This is a genomic window from Brevibacillus fortis (assembly GCF_003013395.1).
In the GTDB taxonomy this organism is placed as follows: domain Bacteria; phylum Bacillota; class Bacilli; order Brevibacillales; family Brevibacillaceae; genus Brevibacillus; species Brevibacillus fortis.
Genome location: NZ_PXZM01000001.1, coordinates 36,984 through 52,917, shown reverse-complemented (window position 1 = coordinate 52,917; position 15,934 = coordinate 36,984). Strand labels below are relative to the sequence as shown.

Below are 15,934 nucleotides of genomic sequence, written 5' to 3'. Positions count from 1 at the left end.
ACCAAGTGTTTATTCTGTTTACCATAAATCGACTAACTTAGGTAAAATAAATGGCAGACATGGAATAGTGTGTGAGTAACGCGAGCTAAGGGAGACACAGATGATGGAGAGAAGAATCAAAATCCTCGGAACAGGAAAATACTTGCCCACTCGGCGAGTAACAGCGGCAGAACTAGAAGAAAAGCTGGGACTTGCGGCTGGATGGGTAGAGAAAAAGTCCGGGGTAAGCGTCAGGCATTTTGTGACGAATGAAACGGCTGCACAGATGGGGGCCATCGCTGCTAGGCGTGCTTTGGAAGTGGCGGGACTTTCCCTTCACGATATCGATTGTATCGTATGTGCAAGTGGGACGGCGCAGCAGGAAATCCCATGTACGGCTGCCTTGATTCAAGAAGAGCTTCAATTAAACAAATCAGGTATTCCCTGCTTTGATATAAATGCGACATGCCTAAGCTTTGTCACTGCACTGGATGTGATGTCGTGCCAGATGGCGCTTGGTATTTATGAGCGAGTATTGATCATTTCATCAGAGATATCCTCTGCCGGCTTGAATTGGGAGCAAAAGGAGAGCTGCGTGCTGTTCGGAGATGGAGCTGCGGCTGTTGTCATCGGCAGGACGCCAGAGACAGAAAGCTCCCGCATCCTGGGTTCAAGCATGAAAACATATAGTGAAGGAGCGCATTATTCCGAAATAAGGGGCGGCGGTACGCTTATCCACCCAAGCCAATTTGCAAAAGGAAGAGAAGCTGACTTCGCATTTGATATGGATGGACGGAAAATTTTTCGACTGACCTCGCAGTTGATTACCGGATTTGTGGATCGTTTGCTGTCCGGAGCCTCCGTAACCAAGGAGCAAATTCGCACGGTCATTCCTCATCAGGCCAGTGGGATGGCGATGCGGATCATGGCGGGTAAGCTCGGATTTAGCGACCAGCAAATGGTGAACATTCTGGCGGAGCACGGGAATGTTATCGCAGCTTCGATCCCGATGGCGCTGCATGAAGCGATTGGGCAGAATCGTGTACGGCGAGGCGATCATCTGTTGCTGCTGGGCACATCTGCCGGCTTGTCTCTCGGAGGAATTGTGCTTGAATACTAAACAATCAGTCTTGCTGACAGGAGGGCGAGCTCCAGCTACGTTAGAGCTGGCGCGTTTGTTGGGTTCTGCGGGACATCGGGTTATTGTAGCGGAGAGTGCGCGGCGACATTTATGCCAGCACTCTCGTTATGTGGAACGCTCCTATCAAGTTCCGCCTCCCCGCCAGCAGCCCAATGCTTATGTTGAAAAGTTGTGTGAAATCATGCAGCATGAGCGCATCGATCTTTTGATCCCGACTTGCGAGGAGATATTCTACGTATCTCGCGGGCGGGATCGATTGCTTGACTATGGGGAAGTGCTTGTGGAAGGAATCGAGGTACTGCGCTCGTTGCACGACAAATGGCTTTTTGCCGAAATGGCGCGTGAGGTGGGAGCACTGGTCCCACAGACAGTTCGGGTACAATCTCCTGCTCAATTGCGGGAGACCATGCTGCAAGCTAGTGGGCCTGTTGTGTTGAAGCCCGTGTATTCTCGCTTCGCAGCACATGTACGGATCGTGGAAGACCCGTCATCTGCGGCAGGGCAGTCCACGCTACCCGAACCGACAGGTAGGCAACCATGGCTAGTCCAACAGTTTATAAAAGGGAAACAGGTGTGCAGCTACGCTGTTGCTCATAATGGACAGCTCTCTTTGTACGCTGATTACGAAACAACACATACAGCAGGGCAGGGCGCCTCGATTCACTTCGCCTATTCCGCCCATCCACAGGTAAGAGATTTTGTTAGTCGCTTCGTACAACAGCATAAGTTTAGTGGACAAATCGCATTTGACTTCATTGAGAATGAGCAGGGAGAACTATACGTGATCGAATGCAATCCACGCCTGACAAGCGGTGTGCACTTGTTTACAGGACAGCTAGAGGCTGCGACTGCTTATTTTTCGGATCGGGGAAAAACCGTTGTTCCTGCTGGAAAACAAGCTTGCATGCTAGGGATGGCGATGCTGACATACGGCCTGCTTGGCATGACGAATGGGGAAAAGGCAAAGCGTTGGGTGAGCGACCTGTTTTCAGCAAGGGATGTTCTGTTCAGGCGGGATGATCCGCGGCCTTTTTTTGATCAGTTCTCCATGCTGGCAGATTTGGCTTGGCAGAGTTTTCGAACGAGAAAAAGCATGATCGCTTGCAGTACGAGCGATATCGAATGGAACGGAGAAGAGGCGTAAGGACGTGAGGAAGAAATGAACAAGCGAGTTCTAGTAACAGGGGCGACGGGGTTTCTCGGACAGAAGCTGGCTACGCGACTGCATGAAATGGGCTATGAGGTGACAGCGCAAGGACGAGACGAGCAGATCGGCCGTCTTTTGCAAGAGCGAGGCATTCGATTCCTTCGGGCAGATCTAAGAGACAGAGAAGCCATGTGGAAGGCTTGCCGCGATCAGGACATCGTGCATCACGCGGCTGCTTTTTCCTCCCCGTGGGGAACGTACCATGACATGTACGAGACGAATGTCACAGGAACGATTCATGTCATCGAGGGCTGCCAGCAACATGGCATCCAGCGGCTGGTTCATGTGTCGACGCCGAGTATTTATTTTGCTTTTGACGACAAGCTGGGAATCCGCGAAGATGAGCCGATGCCCGTACGGTTTGCCAATACATACGCACAGACCAAATATCAGGCGGAGCTGGAAGTCGACAAGGCATTTCTTGCAGGGCTTCCGACGATAACGATTCGTCCTCGGGCCTTGTTTGGCCCAGGGGACAATGCGATTCTTCCCAGACTGATTCGCGCCAATGAAAAGAAATTCGTTCCGCTTATCGACGGTGGCAAGGCGATCGTTGATTTGACCTATGTGGAAAATGTCGTGGACGCGTTGATCTTGTGCATGGATTCTCCAGCGCACACATTGGGACAGGCTTACAACATTACAAACGGGGAGCCAGTGACGATGATTGAGGTGTTGTCAGATGTGTTTCGTCGCTTGGGAGTTCCGTTGAAAACACGCGAGCTGCCCTATTGGAAGGCGTATGCGGCAGCTTGGGTGCTGGAGGCACTCTCCAAGACCGTTTTGGGCTATCGCGAGCCGGTTTTGACACGTTACTCGGTAGGCGTACTCGCCAAATCACAAACCTTGGATATCTCCAAGGCAAAGCGCGATCTGGGTTATGAACCACGGGTGAGCATTGCCCGTGGCATCGAGACGTTTACAGATTGGTGGAGGATGCACGATGGACGTTAAATTGACGCTGATAGACACAGGCTACTGCAAGCAGCTCGAGATGTTTTCGCGAAAAGGCGGACGGATGAAAAACATTCCGTTCCACGCCATCGCAGGACTCATCGAGCACCCCGTCCACGGCTTGCTACTCTTTGATACGGGCTATTCGCAGCGCTTTTTTGAAGCCACGAGCAAGCTTCCTTATTCGCTGTACGGCAAAATAACGCCCGTATTCTCGGAGGCACACGAGAGCATTTCTGAGCAGCTCGCAGCGCGTGGAATCAAAACGACAGACATAGCGGGAATTCTCATTTCCCATTTTCATGCGGATCATCTCGGTGGCTTGCGGGATTTTCCACATGCGAGACTATATTGCTTTGAGAGCGCCTATAACCACGTGAAGGGAAAAACGGGGTGGGCGGCGCTTAGGGAGGCGTACTTGCCTGATTTGATGCCTGACGATTTCGAAGAACGGGTGATTTTCCTTGATCGCGGAGGGCTGGTGGCATTGCCAGAAGCTTACGCGCCATACGACGAAGGCTACGATTTGTTTGGGGATCAGAGCTTGTACATCGTCGATCTGAACGGACATGCAATCGGGCAGTTTGGTGTGTTCCTGCGCGATCGGGATCATGGGGATGTGTTTTTATGCGCGGATGCCGCTTGGTCAAGTGAAGCCTATCGTGGCAACCTGTTGCCTCATCCTTTGGCTAGGTTGATCATGGCGGATCGACAGGCGTATCGTTCGCATTTGCACAAGCTGCATGTGCTGTCCAGCCAGCGTCCCGACATGAAAATCATGCCGACACACTGCGGGGAAGTCTGGCAGGCCAGCAGAGGAGAGTTTACATGGAGATCATGACCCTCTTGAAGCAGTATGTAAAAACGAAGTGGCTTGCCCGTCGGTTTTCCACGCGTGAGCAGCTGGTGAAATGGCAAGAAGAGCAGGTCAGAGCGATGCTGTCTCGCATTTTGCCAGCCTCTCCTTTTTACCGAAAGAGAATGGGAGCACAAGAACAATGGAGACAGATGGAGCCGATTGATAAAAAGCACATGATGGACCATTTTGACGAGCTGAATACGTGCGGGGTCAAGAAGGAAGAAGCGTTTGCGATTGCGCTGAAAGCAGAATCGACCCGCGATTTCACTCCCCAATTAAACGGCGTGACCGTAGGCTTATCCTCTGGAACATCTGGCAATCGTGGGCTTTTTCTCGTAGGGCCGCAGGAGCAAGCGAAGTGGGCGGGCGTGATTTTGGCAAAAGCATTGCCTGGTCCGCTCTGGTCTACGCATCGGATTGCTTTTTTCTTGCGAGCGAACAGCAACCTGTACACGGCGGTCAACAGGCGGCGCATTCAATTCTCGTTCTTCGATTTGCAAATACCGCTCGATCAGCACCTTGATCACCTGAATCAGTATCAGCCGACAGTGTTGGTTGCGCCAGCCTCGATGTTGCGAATGCTTGCGACGGCTCAGCGTCAAGGGAAATTGCGGGTATCTCCGACCAAGGTGATCTCGGTGGCGGAAGTGCTGGACCCGTTGGATCAAACGTACATCGCAGAAGTGTTCGGGCAGGTTGTGCATCAAATATATCAGTGCACGGAAGGGCTGCTTGCCGTGAGCTGCTCTCACGGGACGTTGCATGTCAATGAAGACCTTGTGGTGGTGGAAAAGGAGTATCTCGATGAGCAAAAGGAGAGGTTCTTTCCGATCATCACAGACTTTTCCCGGACGACACAGCCGATTATCCGTTATCGTTTGAACGACATTTTAACGGAAAAGCGTACGCCATGTCCGTGCGGCTCTGTGTTTATGGCGCTGGAATCGATTGAGGGCAGGGCAGATGATCTGTTTGTATTTCGCCATGAAAACGAAGCGAGATGGATATCGGTCTTTCCCGATTTCATCCGTCGTGCGGTCATTACCTCGTCTGATGCGATTGAAGAGTATACGGTACGGCAGCTCAGTCATGAGCAAGTAGAGGTAGCACTACTCATGAAGGATGGGGAAGGACCGTCCAAGCGAGAGCAGGAGCGAGTGCGCCAAAGTCTTGAACGAGTCATTGCCGATCAGCAAGGACAATTGCCTGCGATTGTGTTTGCGCCGTACCAGTTGAATCTCGGTACGAAAAAATTGCGGCGCGTAGAGAGGATGTTTGTTCAAGGTGAACAGGCAAGTGATTGAATGGTATGAAGAGGCCTCTAAGGGGGACATCCCTTGGGAACAAGCGCAGGATGACGACTACGTCAAAAGCTACTTGTTGCCCATGATGACGGAACAGCCATCCCGTTATGTGCAAAACGTACAGACGAAGATACATGCACTCCGTGTAGGCGATAGGATCATGCCCGTAACGGTGAACGATACCGAGTACGACAATTCGTATGTCAGTTCGGTGTTTACCCATTACGTGACGTATGCGAAGGAAGAGCTGGGCATGCTCGATTCGAGGCTGCTCCGGCGCGTATTGTCGACGGTTCTGACAGGGCTTGGACGCTGGATGAAAAAAAGCCAATGCAACAAAATGGTCATCGTCAACAATTGGCTGTTATCGACGAATCTGTATCATGATGTGAATGCAGATGAAGTGAAGATGATCACGGAGGGCTGCGTGAAAAAGTTCCCCGGCCATATCATCGCGTTTCGATCTGTTTGTCGCAGGCTGTATCCAGATTTCCACAAAGGACTCGTAGAGAAGGGCTATCTGATGGTTCCCAGCCGCTACGTCTACCTGTTCCACCCCGATTGGCCAGCGCAGGGCAAGTGGCGGGTCCGCAATACGCTCAGTCGCGATCGGAAAATGCTTGCCAAATCCGGCTATCGCATCCTACGTCATGAGGAAATGGGAGAACAGCATGTCGAGCGAATCGTTGCTTTATATAACGCGCTATATCTGGATAAATACTCCCAGCATAATCCACAATTTTCGGTGGAGTTCGTCCGACTAGCGATACAAAAGAAGACATTGACCCTCATCGGCTTGGAAAAAGACGGGCGACTGGACGGCATTTTGGGCTACTTTGAGCGAAAAGGTGTGATGACGACACCGCTATTTGGCTATGATACGACTCTCCCCAAAGAGACCGGGCTGTATCGGATGTTGTCGTGTCTATTGGTACAAGAAGCAGAGAGAAAAGGCATCCTGCTTCATCAAAGTGCAGGCGTAGGCGCATTCAAAGCGGACAGAGGAGCCGAGGGGGAACCCGAATATACAGCGGTGTATGTCAAACATTTGCCGTTTTATCGTCAATCGGTCTGGAAGGTGCTCGCTGTTTTGCTGAATCAAATTGGGATCAAGATGGTGGAGAAGTACCAACTATAAAAGCATCTGACACTTCGACACTCATCGAACTAACCGTCAGGTACACTACATGTAAGAAGAAACAAGTAGCTTGCCTGAAACGGGGGAACAACGCAATGAATCGAATTTTGTTCGGCATCCTTGTCGTCGTGACGACATCATTGATGGGCTCGTCATTTGCGGTAGGAAAGATTGGATTGGCATATTTTTCACCATTGCTGCTGGTAGGACTGCGTTTTACGTTGGCAGGACTGATCATGGCAGCGTGGGTATGGAAAAAGCCGCTCCCGAAGTCGGTGAGGGACTGGGGGAAGCTGTGTTTGATCGGATTTTTGCAGACAGCCGCCGTTATGGGGTGTATCTTTTTGAGTCTGCGTACGATTACAGCGGGTGAATCCTCGATCCTGACGTTTATGAACCCACTGCTCGTGGTTATATGGGGAACGTTGTTTCTCGGAATATCTTATCGGCTGACGCAATGGATGGGCGTTCTGATTGGACTGGTTGGGGTGTTCATCACGCTTGGCTTCCATCTGCAATGGGAGACGGGGACGTTGTTCGGCATCGGGTCCGCCCTGGCGTGGTCAATGGCCACGATTCTCGTCAAAAAGTGGGGAGTTCGGTTCAACGTGTGGGTGATGACTGCCTATCAGATGCTGTTCGGAGGAATTGTTCTCTTGGTCATGGGGTTCACGCTGGAAACGCCGAAGCTGATTATAACCCAGACCGCTGTGTTCGTCGTCCTATGGCTCGCCATCATGGCTTCCATTGTGCAGTTTGCGACGTGGTTTTATTTGTTGAATCACAGAGATCCGGGTAGGACGAGTGCATTCTTGTTCCTTGCTCCGTTCTTCGGTGTTTTGTCGGGGTGGTTGCTGCTCGGTGAGGTAGTGCAATGGCATGTGTATATAGGCGGATTGTTGATTTTCGCAGGGATTTTCCTCGTGAATTGGACGTTTGCTCCGCGAAGGCAAGTAAGTGAAAAAGCACAGCTAGCAGAGTAGCTAGCTGTGCTTTTTGCATTCAACTACATGCAACCCGAACTCCGTCATAAATCCAGTGCTGCCTAACGAGGTGACACGAACAGCTCTCCCTCCTGGCACTCGCTCGATCCAGCCAAGCTCAAACAACCGGTTGGTGAGAGAGGCACCGAGACTGCCTGCCAGGTGGTGGCGACGCTCGCTCCAATCCAAACACGGACGGGCAAAACGACGCCTGCTCTTCGGCTTGGCTTGTAGGTCCACGCCGAGTGATTGCAGCTTGGTTTTTCCCGCTTCACTGAGCACGTAGTCTTGATCGGATGCCTCGATCAACTGCAATTCCAGCATTTTCTGCGTCAGGGCAACGCCCACTTCGCCTGCGAGATGATCGTAGCAGGTGCGAGCATAGCGGATGGCTCGCAATTGGTCGGACTCGCGCAAGGAACGAACTGGCTTAGGTGCAGCGATGGTCATTAACGATTCCAAGGCATGGGCGACTTCTGCGCTGGCCAGACGATAGTAGCGATGTCTGCCGTGTGATTCGCTGACTAGAAGACCGCCTTCTACCAGCTTTGCTAAATGCGTGCTTGCCGTTTGGGGGGTGACTTTTGCGGCTCGTGCGAGTTCACTGGCAGGGAGTGCCTTACCGTTCATCAGGCTGACCAGGATGGAGACGCGGGATGGTTCTCCTATGAGGGACGCTACCTCTATAATATTCGGGCTGGTACTCATCAGACAGCGGACCTCCTCCATCGTTCTTATCTTCTTAACCATGACTCTAGCAGATTCTCACAGCTAAAAAAACAAGAGATGTTCCACAATGAGTTGTTGTAAGATATACCCAAAAGGCGAATGGGGGAGATCCACATGGAGTCCAAGCAATGGCGAGTAGGAATTTTTATATTTGACGATGTAGAGGTATTGGATTTTGCAGGTCCGCTTGAAGTTTTTTCGGTCACATCTATGGAAAATGACAGCCACACACCTTTTCTTGTAAAAACGGTATCGGAAAAAGGGAACATGATTCAAACATTGAATGGTCTGAAGGTCCAACCTGATTACAGCTTTGACAATATGCCTGTTTTTGATATTCTCATCATTCCAGGTGGGGTGGGTGCAAGGGAACGAGAAGTACATAATGAACAAGTGATCAATTGGATTCGTGAGCAAATGCAGCAGGTGGAGCTGATGGCTTCTGTCTGTACAGGAGCCTTTTTACTTGCAAAAGCAGGTTTATTAACAGGCAAAAAAGCAACGACCCATTGGGCAAGTCTCGAACGACTGGAAAAGGAGTTTCCTGAAGTCATTGTGCAAAAAGGGGTAAAATTCATAGATGAAGGAAATATCGTGACATCTGCTGGAATCTCAGCAGGTATCAATATGTCCTTCCATATCATCAAACGATTAGTAGGGGCGGAAGTAGCAGAACAGACTGCCAAGACAATGGAGTACGATATTGTCCTCTAGAATAAAGTGGCAGTCTGCGATGACTGCCGCTGATGAACAACTATACGTTTTACTTCGCGGGAATGCTGTCACCTTGACGCGGATTCAATCCATTCTCCCATTGCACGCGAATCGATTTGCTATTGTACAAATCTTTGCCGTCAGAGACCTGGTAATGCAGATGAGGCTCGCTGGAATTACCAGAGTTGCCGCATAGTCCAAGCAAATCGCCTTTTTGCACACGATCACCAACCTTCACCTTAGCGGAGCCTTCCTTCAAATGGGCGAAGTAGCTGAATTCTCCGTTGCCATGATCGAGGATGACGACGTTGCCAGCAGGCTGCTGCGCGTTCATCGCTCCGACAGGGACATTATCCTTGATATCGTTGACGACATGTACAACTGATCCTGCCTGCGGTGCAAGTATTTCTTGCCCGAATGCGAAGTAGCTCTCGTTTTTCGCAGGATCACCTTTGTAGGATAATCCGTCTTTGATCTGAATCAGATCGTATGCGTAGCGTTGGCTCTCCACCTCGTAGTGATAGTTCGAAAGGACATTCTGACCTCCCCAGGATACATACCACTCACCTGTAAAGGGTGCACTGTACACCAGCTTTGTCAAAGCATTGTCGGTGTCAGGGTAGCTTTGCAGCGGCTTTAATAAAACGCCCGTAATGATTCCTTTTTCATCCGTCGCAAGGACAAGTCCCCGTTTGGCGTCCTGATCCACCCAGGTGTCATAATAGCTGCCGTTTACGGACGTGTGGGAATGGTGATTCCACGATTTCAACCCCTTGCTAAAAGCGGCATACCCTTCTACAAACTGTGCTTTTGAAACCTGCTGTTTGAATGACGAGCTACTCTGCTCATATGCATCCTCTATTTTTCCGTCATGGAGAGCTTGCACAAAAGATTCTGCTTGAACAGTCATCGTTTTTGCCCCTTCTTCTTTCTTTTTGGGGGATTCAGTAGTAGAGGATATTGCGGTTGCTTCTGATTGCGTAGCACATCCTGTCAGAAGAATTGCTCCTACACCGAGTGAAATCCATACTTTTTTCATGTCGCCACTCCTATCTTTTTCTTAGCGCTAGCTCCATTATAGAAAGCCATTCTTATCGGACATGAAACGCTGGCTTACAGGATGCTTAAATCGATCGCACGCAAAATTATGATTCCGTTAAGGTTGTTGCGGACGCGCGCTGACACTGCGCATGATAAAATGGAGGATAACGCAAAAGCGCAAAAGGAGCGAAGTGATCGTGAAAGATGCAGCTATCCTTCTCGTGGACGATGAGCAAGCCATTCTCCAATTGCTTGAGACCGTACTGCACAAAGAAGGATTCCACTCGATCGACAAAGTGAAAACGTCCGAAGAGGCGCTCTGGGCATGCGAGCGAAAAAGCTATGACCTGATCGTTCTGGACGTAACGCTTCCGAACATGAGCGGCATAGAAGCATGTCCATTCATCCGCCGTCTGACGGATGCGCCGATTTTGTTCTTGAGTGCGAGAGATACCGATTTTGACAAGCTGACCGGATTTGCCGTTGGCGGGGATGATTACGTGACGAAGCCGTTTAACCCAATGGAAATCGTCGCACGCATCAAGGCATTGCTTCGCCGTACGCGCAAACCGAACCCAGTCGTACCGACAGCAACCGTTCATGGGGGCTTCGATTTTGGGCGTTTTCAAGTCTATGAAGCGGCAGGGGAGCTCCAAGTAGAGGGAAAAGTCATTCCTTGCCCGTCCCTTGTTTTTCAACTGTTGCTATTTTTGTGCAAAAATCCGAATCGGATATTTTCGAAAAGCGAGCTGTATGAACGAGTATGGGGCGTGAATAGCTTACGTGACGACAACACCATCATGGTACATATCCACCGGATTCGGGAGCGCATCGAGCCCGATCCAGCGCAACCGGAGTTTTTAGTAAACGTCAGGGGACTCGGGTACAAAATGGTGAAAAAGGGCCTTCCTTATGAATATTAAAAGCAGAATCGCGCTCCATCTGATCATGTGGCTGGTGCTGGTTGGCCTCATCCTCTTTGTGCTAGCCGGTTTTACGCTATATTGGACGCTTGAAGAAATGTCAAAAGTACAGTCCTCACGTGAATTTGAGAGTGTCGGCTTGCAGCGGCTGATCCAGACCATTGAAGTAGAGGGAGAGGATGTCCGTTTTGACCCGAAGCTGCTGGAGGGTGTGCGAGATAGCGGAGGGTGGCTTCAGCGGATTGATGAAAAGGGCTATGTCACCGACTCTTTCTTTACTCCGCCTGACGTCCCCAGCTACTACAGTCCTGGCCAATTAACAGCTTATTGGCTCCGTAAAAGCCCGTTTCCGTATCGGCTATCGTTATGGATACAGGAAAAAGACGGCGTGGTTCACACCTTGCTATATGGGATGTCGAATCGCGATGACGACTTCTTGCAGCAAGTGATTAAGGAAGCTGTTCATAATAATAACGAGATCATGCTTCCTCCAAGTATCCAAAATCAACTGAAGAGCAAAGCAGGCTGGGTGCAGCTCCTAGATCCGAAGGGGGCAGAGCTGGCTTCATTTAATAAGCCTGCAAAAGCGATCAAGGATTTCTCAGTGGAAGAACTGGCGCTGCGCTCGATATACCCGGATCGCTACGGAGCAACAATTGTATCGCATTATGATCAAAATAGCGGTCAAACCTGGGTACTCAGTTTTCCGTTGCCAGGAACGACTCCCGGGGAAGAGCCGCTATTGACACCGGAAAGTCAGGCCCTTTTCATCGGGATGGGTATGTTGCTCTTGTCGGCGATGCTCGTCTTCGGGATTGTGTCTTACTTGTTCGGACAGAGATTTGGGGCACCAATTGTTCACGTTTTACGGTGGCTGACCTTTCTGCGTGGAGGAAAGTACGAGGAGCCTGCCAATGCGGATGGTGTTCCGCTCAGTCAAGACAAGCGGGGGAAGAGAAAGCGCAAATATCGTATCTACCAAGATGTGATCGATTCGATGGACTCCTTGTCGCAAACGCTTTACCGCAACGAAAAGCTTCGCCAAGAAACGGAGCAATTGAGAAATGAGTGGATCGCAGGTGTGTCCCATGATCTCAAAACACCGCTGTCCTCTGTCAAAGGGTACGCGCATTTGTTAGGGAATGCTGAATATACGTGGTCGACAGAAGAGGTACATACTTTTGCCAAAATTATTTTGGACAAGTCAGCGTATATGGAAGACCTGATCAACGATTTGGCGCTGACGTATCGATTAAGAAACGGACAAGGCGCTCCTACAGTCGAGCTCGTTGACCTGAATGTTTGCACGACCGAAGCCATTAGGGAAACAGCAAAACACCCATTGTACCCGGAAGGCTGCATTCGCTTTACCCCCTCTGCCGAACCTGTTTACATGCTCGTCTACAAGCCTTGGTTTCAGCGTATCGTGGATAATCTGGTTGCCAATGCCTTGATTCACAACGAGAGCGGTACGATTGTGTCCATCCGTGTACAGGCAGTCGAGCCATCTACAGCTGTGCTCATTTTTAGAGACAATGGCAGTGGGATGGATGAAGAAACAGCAGCTCGACTATTTGAGAGGTATTATCGTGGCACAGACACCGAGTCTCGGACGGAAGGCTCTGGCCTTGGGATGGTCATTACAAAAGCATTAGTGGAAGCGTTTGGTGGTTCAATCGAGGTGAAAACGGCTGTCGGGCAGGGGACGACGATTTCGATTACGTGGGAAGCCGAGCAATCGCCTCGAGCTTAGATAGGCTTTTATGGAGAGAAAAAGGCTGCGTTTGCGAGGTCAGGTTTGACCAGCAAGGCAGCCTTTTTCGTTTACGAGATTTTATGGTTACACCTTAAATTGCTGAATCGATTCATGCAGCTCGTCCGCCATTTTTGACAAGGAAGCAGCAGAGGACGAAATTTCCTCCATAGAGGCTAATTGTTGTTCAGCGGCAGCAGAAATGTTTTGTGTTCCGAAAGCCGTTGTCTCCGCAGTGGAGGCAATGGCTTCAATGGAATGGACAGCTTGCTCTGCTCCTGTTGTCATGTGATGAGTGGCTGTGGTAACTTGCTGAATTTGACGTGCTACTTCTGTCGTTCCAGACAAAATTTCCTGGAAGGCCTTGCTGGCTTCATGTACGACTTCGATTCCAGCCGAAACCTCAGATGTCGTCGTCTCCATCACGTATACGGCTTTGTTCGTATCGACTTGAATCGCGCTAATGAGGTCTTTAATCTGTTGAGTAGATTTTGCTGATTGCTCGGCCAAGATACGTACTTCATTGGCGACGACAGCAAATCCACGTCCATGCTCTCCAGCACGGGCAGCTTCGATCGCAGCGTTTAGCGCCAACAGGTTCGTTTGTTCGGCAATTGATGTGATGACCTCAATAATTTTGCTGATTTCCGAAGAGCGGTGACCAAGCATTTTGATTGATTCTGCCAGCTCTTGGACAGTAGTGTTGATGGAATTCATTTGAGCGATGCTACCGACAATCGCTTCATTGCCGTTTGAGACCAGCATGTTCGTTGTATCGACTGTCAGAGAGACTTGTTCGGAACTGGATGCAATTTGTTGCAGACTCGAGGACATATCGTTGATCGTCTTAACCGTTCCATCGATCGTTTTGGACTGATCCTCTGCTCCGATGGCGATCTCCTGCATCGTGACGGCAATTTGCTCGGTTGCCTTGCTCGTCTGTTCTGCACTCGCCGTCAGCTCCTCAGAGGTAGAAGCAACATGCAGAGAGCTGATGCGGACGCGAGAGATGAGCTGGCGCAAATTCTCTGTCATATGGGTCACGTCATGTACCAATTGCCCAATTTCATCACGGTTTTTTATCACGATATCTTTTCCGGACAGATCACCACCAGCAATTTCTTTCACACGCTCGGTAACCAAGGAGATCGGCTTGGAAATGAACCCAGAGGCGTACCAAGAGACGACGAATCCGACGATCAAGAAGATTCCCAGCACGAGCATCAAATCAGACAGTACTTCTTCGGCAGGGGCATTGAAGTCTTCCATGTAGCTGCTTGCACTTACGATCCATCCCCAGTGAGGGTCTAGCTTGGAGTAGGCGATTTTCGGATAGAGAATATCTGGCTCCGCTGGCTTCAACCACTGATAGTATGTAAAGCCGCCACCTTCCTGGCCACGCTTAATCATTTCTTGGGTAAAAAAGATACCGTCAGGATCTTTTGCATCCCACTGATTCTTCCCCTCAATAGTAGGAGAGGCCAGCATGACACCTTTCTCATCCAGAACGAACATGTATCCACTGGCACCAGTATCGATATTTTTGTTAATCGAGCGGGTTCCATCCGACTGCTTGGGGCCGAGGATGTGAATTTTTACTTGCTCTTGTGCATCTTCTTTGCTGATTTTTCCAGCTTCGACCTGTTTCTGGAGAACATCAATCATTTCAATCGTCAAGTTCACGTTGTTTTTTAAGATGCGGCTGCCCATGTCGTCCAAGCTGTAGCTCGCAGAATAATAGCCCTGAATTCCAATGTTAAGGGAAGGAATCGCCAATAGTAGGAGACATAACAGGACGAGCTTAGTACGAAGAGAGCTTGAACGGGAGAACTTGGTTGTTTTCATAAAGAACACCTCGTTGGTCCATAGTATTTGATCTAGAAAAGAAAACACCAAGATGATTGCCCTAGACTTACGTTCCTATATCGACAAAATGAAAACGTTTTTAAAGAGGATTTTCAAAAAATCTACAAAAAAAATAAGATAAGTAATCGTCGCTGCATAAATGAGCAGATTCGAAAGCAGTACAGACCAGCAGGAAATGGTATGATTAGGAAGATAGAACGCTTACGGATGGAGGCTATCTAATGAAATTCATCGATAATCAAGGGATTACAGATCCACGCATCAATTTGGCGATTGAGGAGTACGCCCTAAAGCATTTGCCCAACAGTGACGACTACTTACTGTTTTATATTAATGAACCTTCTATTATTATCGGGAAAAACCAAAACACAATCGAAGAGATTAATGCAACTTATGTAGAGGAAAACAATATCCACGTCGTTCGCAGACTGTCTGGAGGCGGCGCTGTTTATCACGATCTGGGCAATCTCAACTTCAGCTTTATTACGAATGATGACGGCGAGTCCTTCCACAATTTCCGCAAATTCACGGCTCCTGTGGTACAAGCCTTGAAAACATTAGGGGTAGAAGCAGAGCTGACAGGACGAAATGACATACAGGTCGGGGAACGGAAAATTTCTGGAAACGCGCAGTATTCGACCAAAGGACGCATGTTCAGCCATGGCACGCTGCTTTTTGATTCGGAGATGGAAAACGTCGTGTCTGCTCTCAAGGTAAACGCAGAGAAGATCCAGTCCAAAGGGATCAAATCTATTCGCAGCCGTGTCGCCAACATCTCGGAGTTTTTGGAGACGAAGATGACCATTGAAGAGTTCCGTCTGGCGATTCTCCGCTCGATTTTTGGAGAAGGGGAGATCGAAGAATACAAGCTGACTGACGAGGATTGGGAGAAAATTCACGAGCTTTCTCGTTCCCGTTACCAGACGTGGGAGTGGAACTACGGCAAGTCTCCGAAAAGCAATTACCGTCAATCCAAACGTTTTGATATCGGCACCGTGGAGATCCAGCTTGATATTGAAAAAGGCAAAATAAAAGAAGCGAAAATTTATGGGGATTTCTTCGGTGTACGTGATGTAGCTGAGCTGGAGGAATTGCTTCGTGATACGCCGTATGATCGTTCTTCCGTTAGTGCCCGACTGTCTGATGTCAATCTCCAGGAGTTTTTCGGGAAGCTGGAACAAGAATCTTTTGTCGATCTGTTACTTGTGTAAAAAAGAACGCAAAAAACCCAAATTTTGTTAGGTCAGGCTGTCGAGAAAGTCGACAGCCATTTTTATTTAATCTGATTTTTAAACGACTCTGCGTTAATGTTTAAAATTTCTTGGTTGGTCGCTCTCCAAATA

14 protein-coding genes are annotated in these 15,934 nt (G+C 49.5%); 11 read left to right on the top strand and 3 right to left on the bottom strand.

What is annotated here, in order from left to right; translation table 11 throughout:
* Nucleotides 1-103 precede the first annotated feature (103 nt).
* The 7 genes from C7R93_RS00270 (at nucleotide 104) to C7R93_RS00240 (ending at nucleotide 7,565) form a co-directional block, all read left to right on the top strand.
* Entirely contained in the window at nucleotides 104-1,099 is a 996-nt protein-coding gene (locus C7R93_RS00270) for a beta-ketoacyl-ACP synthase III (RefSeq protein WP_106836943.1), read from the top strand.
* Nucleotides 1,089-2,264, top strand: a complete 1,176-nt coding sequence (locus tag C7R93_RS00265) for an ATP-grasp domain-containing protein (protein ID WP_106836942.1) — start codon at nucleotides 1,089-1,091, stop codon at nucleotides 2,262-2,264. The genes C7R93_RS00270 and C7R93_RS00265 overlap by 11 nt, the downstream gene beginning before the upstream one ends.
* A 15-nt stretch (nucleotides 2,265-2,279) precedes the next feature.
* Entirely contained in the window at nucleotides 2,280-3,281 is a 1,002-nt protein-coding gene (locus C7R93_RS00260; RefSeq protein ID WP_106836941.1) for an NAD-dependent epimerase/dehydratase family protein, read from the top strand.
* Nucleotides 3,271-4,122, top strand: coding sequence for an MBL fold metallo-hydrolase (locus C7R93_RS00255; RefSeq protein ID WP_106836940.1), 852 nt, complete (start codon nucleotides 3,271-3,273; stop codon nucleotides 4,120-4,122). Before C7R93_RS00260 ends, C7R93_RS00255 begins: the two co-directional genes overlap by 11 nt.
* Nucleotides 4,110-5,444, top strand: a complete 1,335-nt coding sequence (locus tag C7R93_RS00250; protein WP_106836939.1) for a F390 synthetase-related protein — start codon at nucleotides 4,110-4,112, stop codon at nucleotides 5,442-5,444. The genes C7R93_RS00255 and C7R93_RS00250 overlap by 13 nt, the downstream gene beginning before the upstream one ends.
* Entirely contained in the window at nucleotides 5,437-6,582 is a 1,146-nt protein-coding gene (locus C7R93_RS00245; protein WP_106836938.1) for a GNAT family N-acetyltransferase, read from the top strand. The genes C7R93_RS00250 and C7R93_RS00245 overlap by 8 nt, the downstream gene beginning before the upstream one ends.
* Nucleotides 6,583-6,677: 95 nt before the next feature.
* Complete coding sequence (locus C7R93_RS00240) at nucleotides 6,678-7,565, top strand: DMT family transporter (protein WP_106836937.1); 888 nt, start codon at nucleotides 6,678-6,680, stop codon at nucleotides 7,563-7,565.
* Here C7R93_RS00240 and C7R93_RS00235 read toward each other — a convergent pair whose 3' ends face one another.
* Nucleotides 7,566-8,273, bottom strand: a complete 708-nt coding sequence (locus tag C7R93_RS00235) for an ArsR/SmtB family transcription factor (protein WP_106836936.1) — start codon at nucleotides 8,271-8,273, stop codon at nucleotides 7,566-7,568.
* Between the two features lie 135 nt (nucleotides 8,274-8,408).
* Between C7R93_RS00235 and C7R93_RS00230 the strand changes: the two genes are divergently transcribed.
* Nucleotides 8,409-9,008, top strand: coding sequence for a DJ-1/PfpI family protein (locus tag C7R93_RS00230; RefSeq protein ID WP_106836935.1), 600 nt, complete (start codon nucleotides 8,409-8,411; stop codon nucleotides 9,006-9,008).
* Between the two features lie 49 nt (nucleotides 9,009-9,057).
* Here the strand turns inward: C7R93_RS00230 and C7R93_RS00225 are convergent, their stop codons facing one another.
* A complete protein-coding gene (locus C7R93_RS00225; RefSeq protein ID WP_106836934.1) occupies nucleotides 9,058-10,047 on the bottom strand; it encodes a M23 family metallopeptidase in 990 nt (329 codons plus the stop codon).
* Nucleotides 10,048-10,246: 199 nt separating this feature from the next.
* Between C7R93_RS00225 and C7R93_RS00220 the strand changes: the two genes are divergently transcribed.
* Nucleotides 10,247-10,972, top strand: coding sequence for a response regulator transcription factor (locus C7R93_RS00220; RefSeq protein ID WP_106836933.1), 726 nt, complete (start codon nucleotides 10,247-10,249; stop codon nucleotides 10,970-10,972).
* Nucleotides 10,962-12,725, top strand: coding sequence for a sensor histidine kinase (locus tag C7R93_RS00215; RefSeq protein WP_106836932.1), 1,764 nt, complete (start codon nucleotides 10,962-10,964; stop codon nucleotides 12,723-12,725). Before C7R93_RS00220 ends, C7R93_RS00215 begins: the two co-directional genes overlap by 11 nt.
* Before the next feature lie 87 nt (nucleotides 12,726-12,812).
* On the opposite strand, the gene C7R93_RS00210 is transcribed toward C7R93_RS00215, so the two are convergent.
* Complete coding sequence (locus C7R93_RS00210; RefSeq protein WP_106836931.1) at nucleotides 12,813-14,570, bottom strand: methyl-accepting chemotaxis protein; 1,758 nt, start codon at nucleotides 14,568-14,570, stop codon at nucleotides 12,813-12,815.
* A 242-nt stretch (nucleotides 14,571-14,812) separates the two neighbouring features.
* On the opposite strand from C7R93_RS00210, the gene lplA reads away from it, so the two are divergent.
* On the top strand, nucleotides 14,813-15,802 hold the full coding sequence (lplA, locus tag C7R93_RS00205; protein WP_106836930.1) for a lipoate--protein ligase: 990 nt from the start codon (nucleotides 14,813-14,815) through the stop codon (nucleotides 15,800-15,802).
* Nucleotides 15,803-15,934 lie beyond the last annotated feature (132 nt).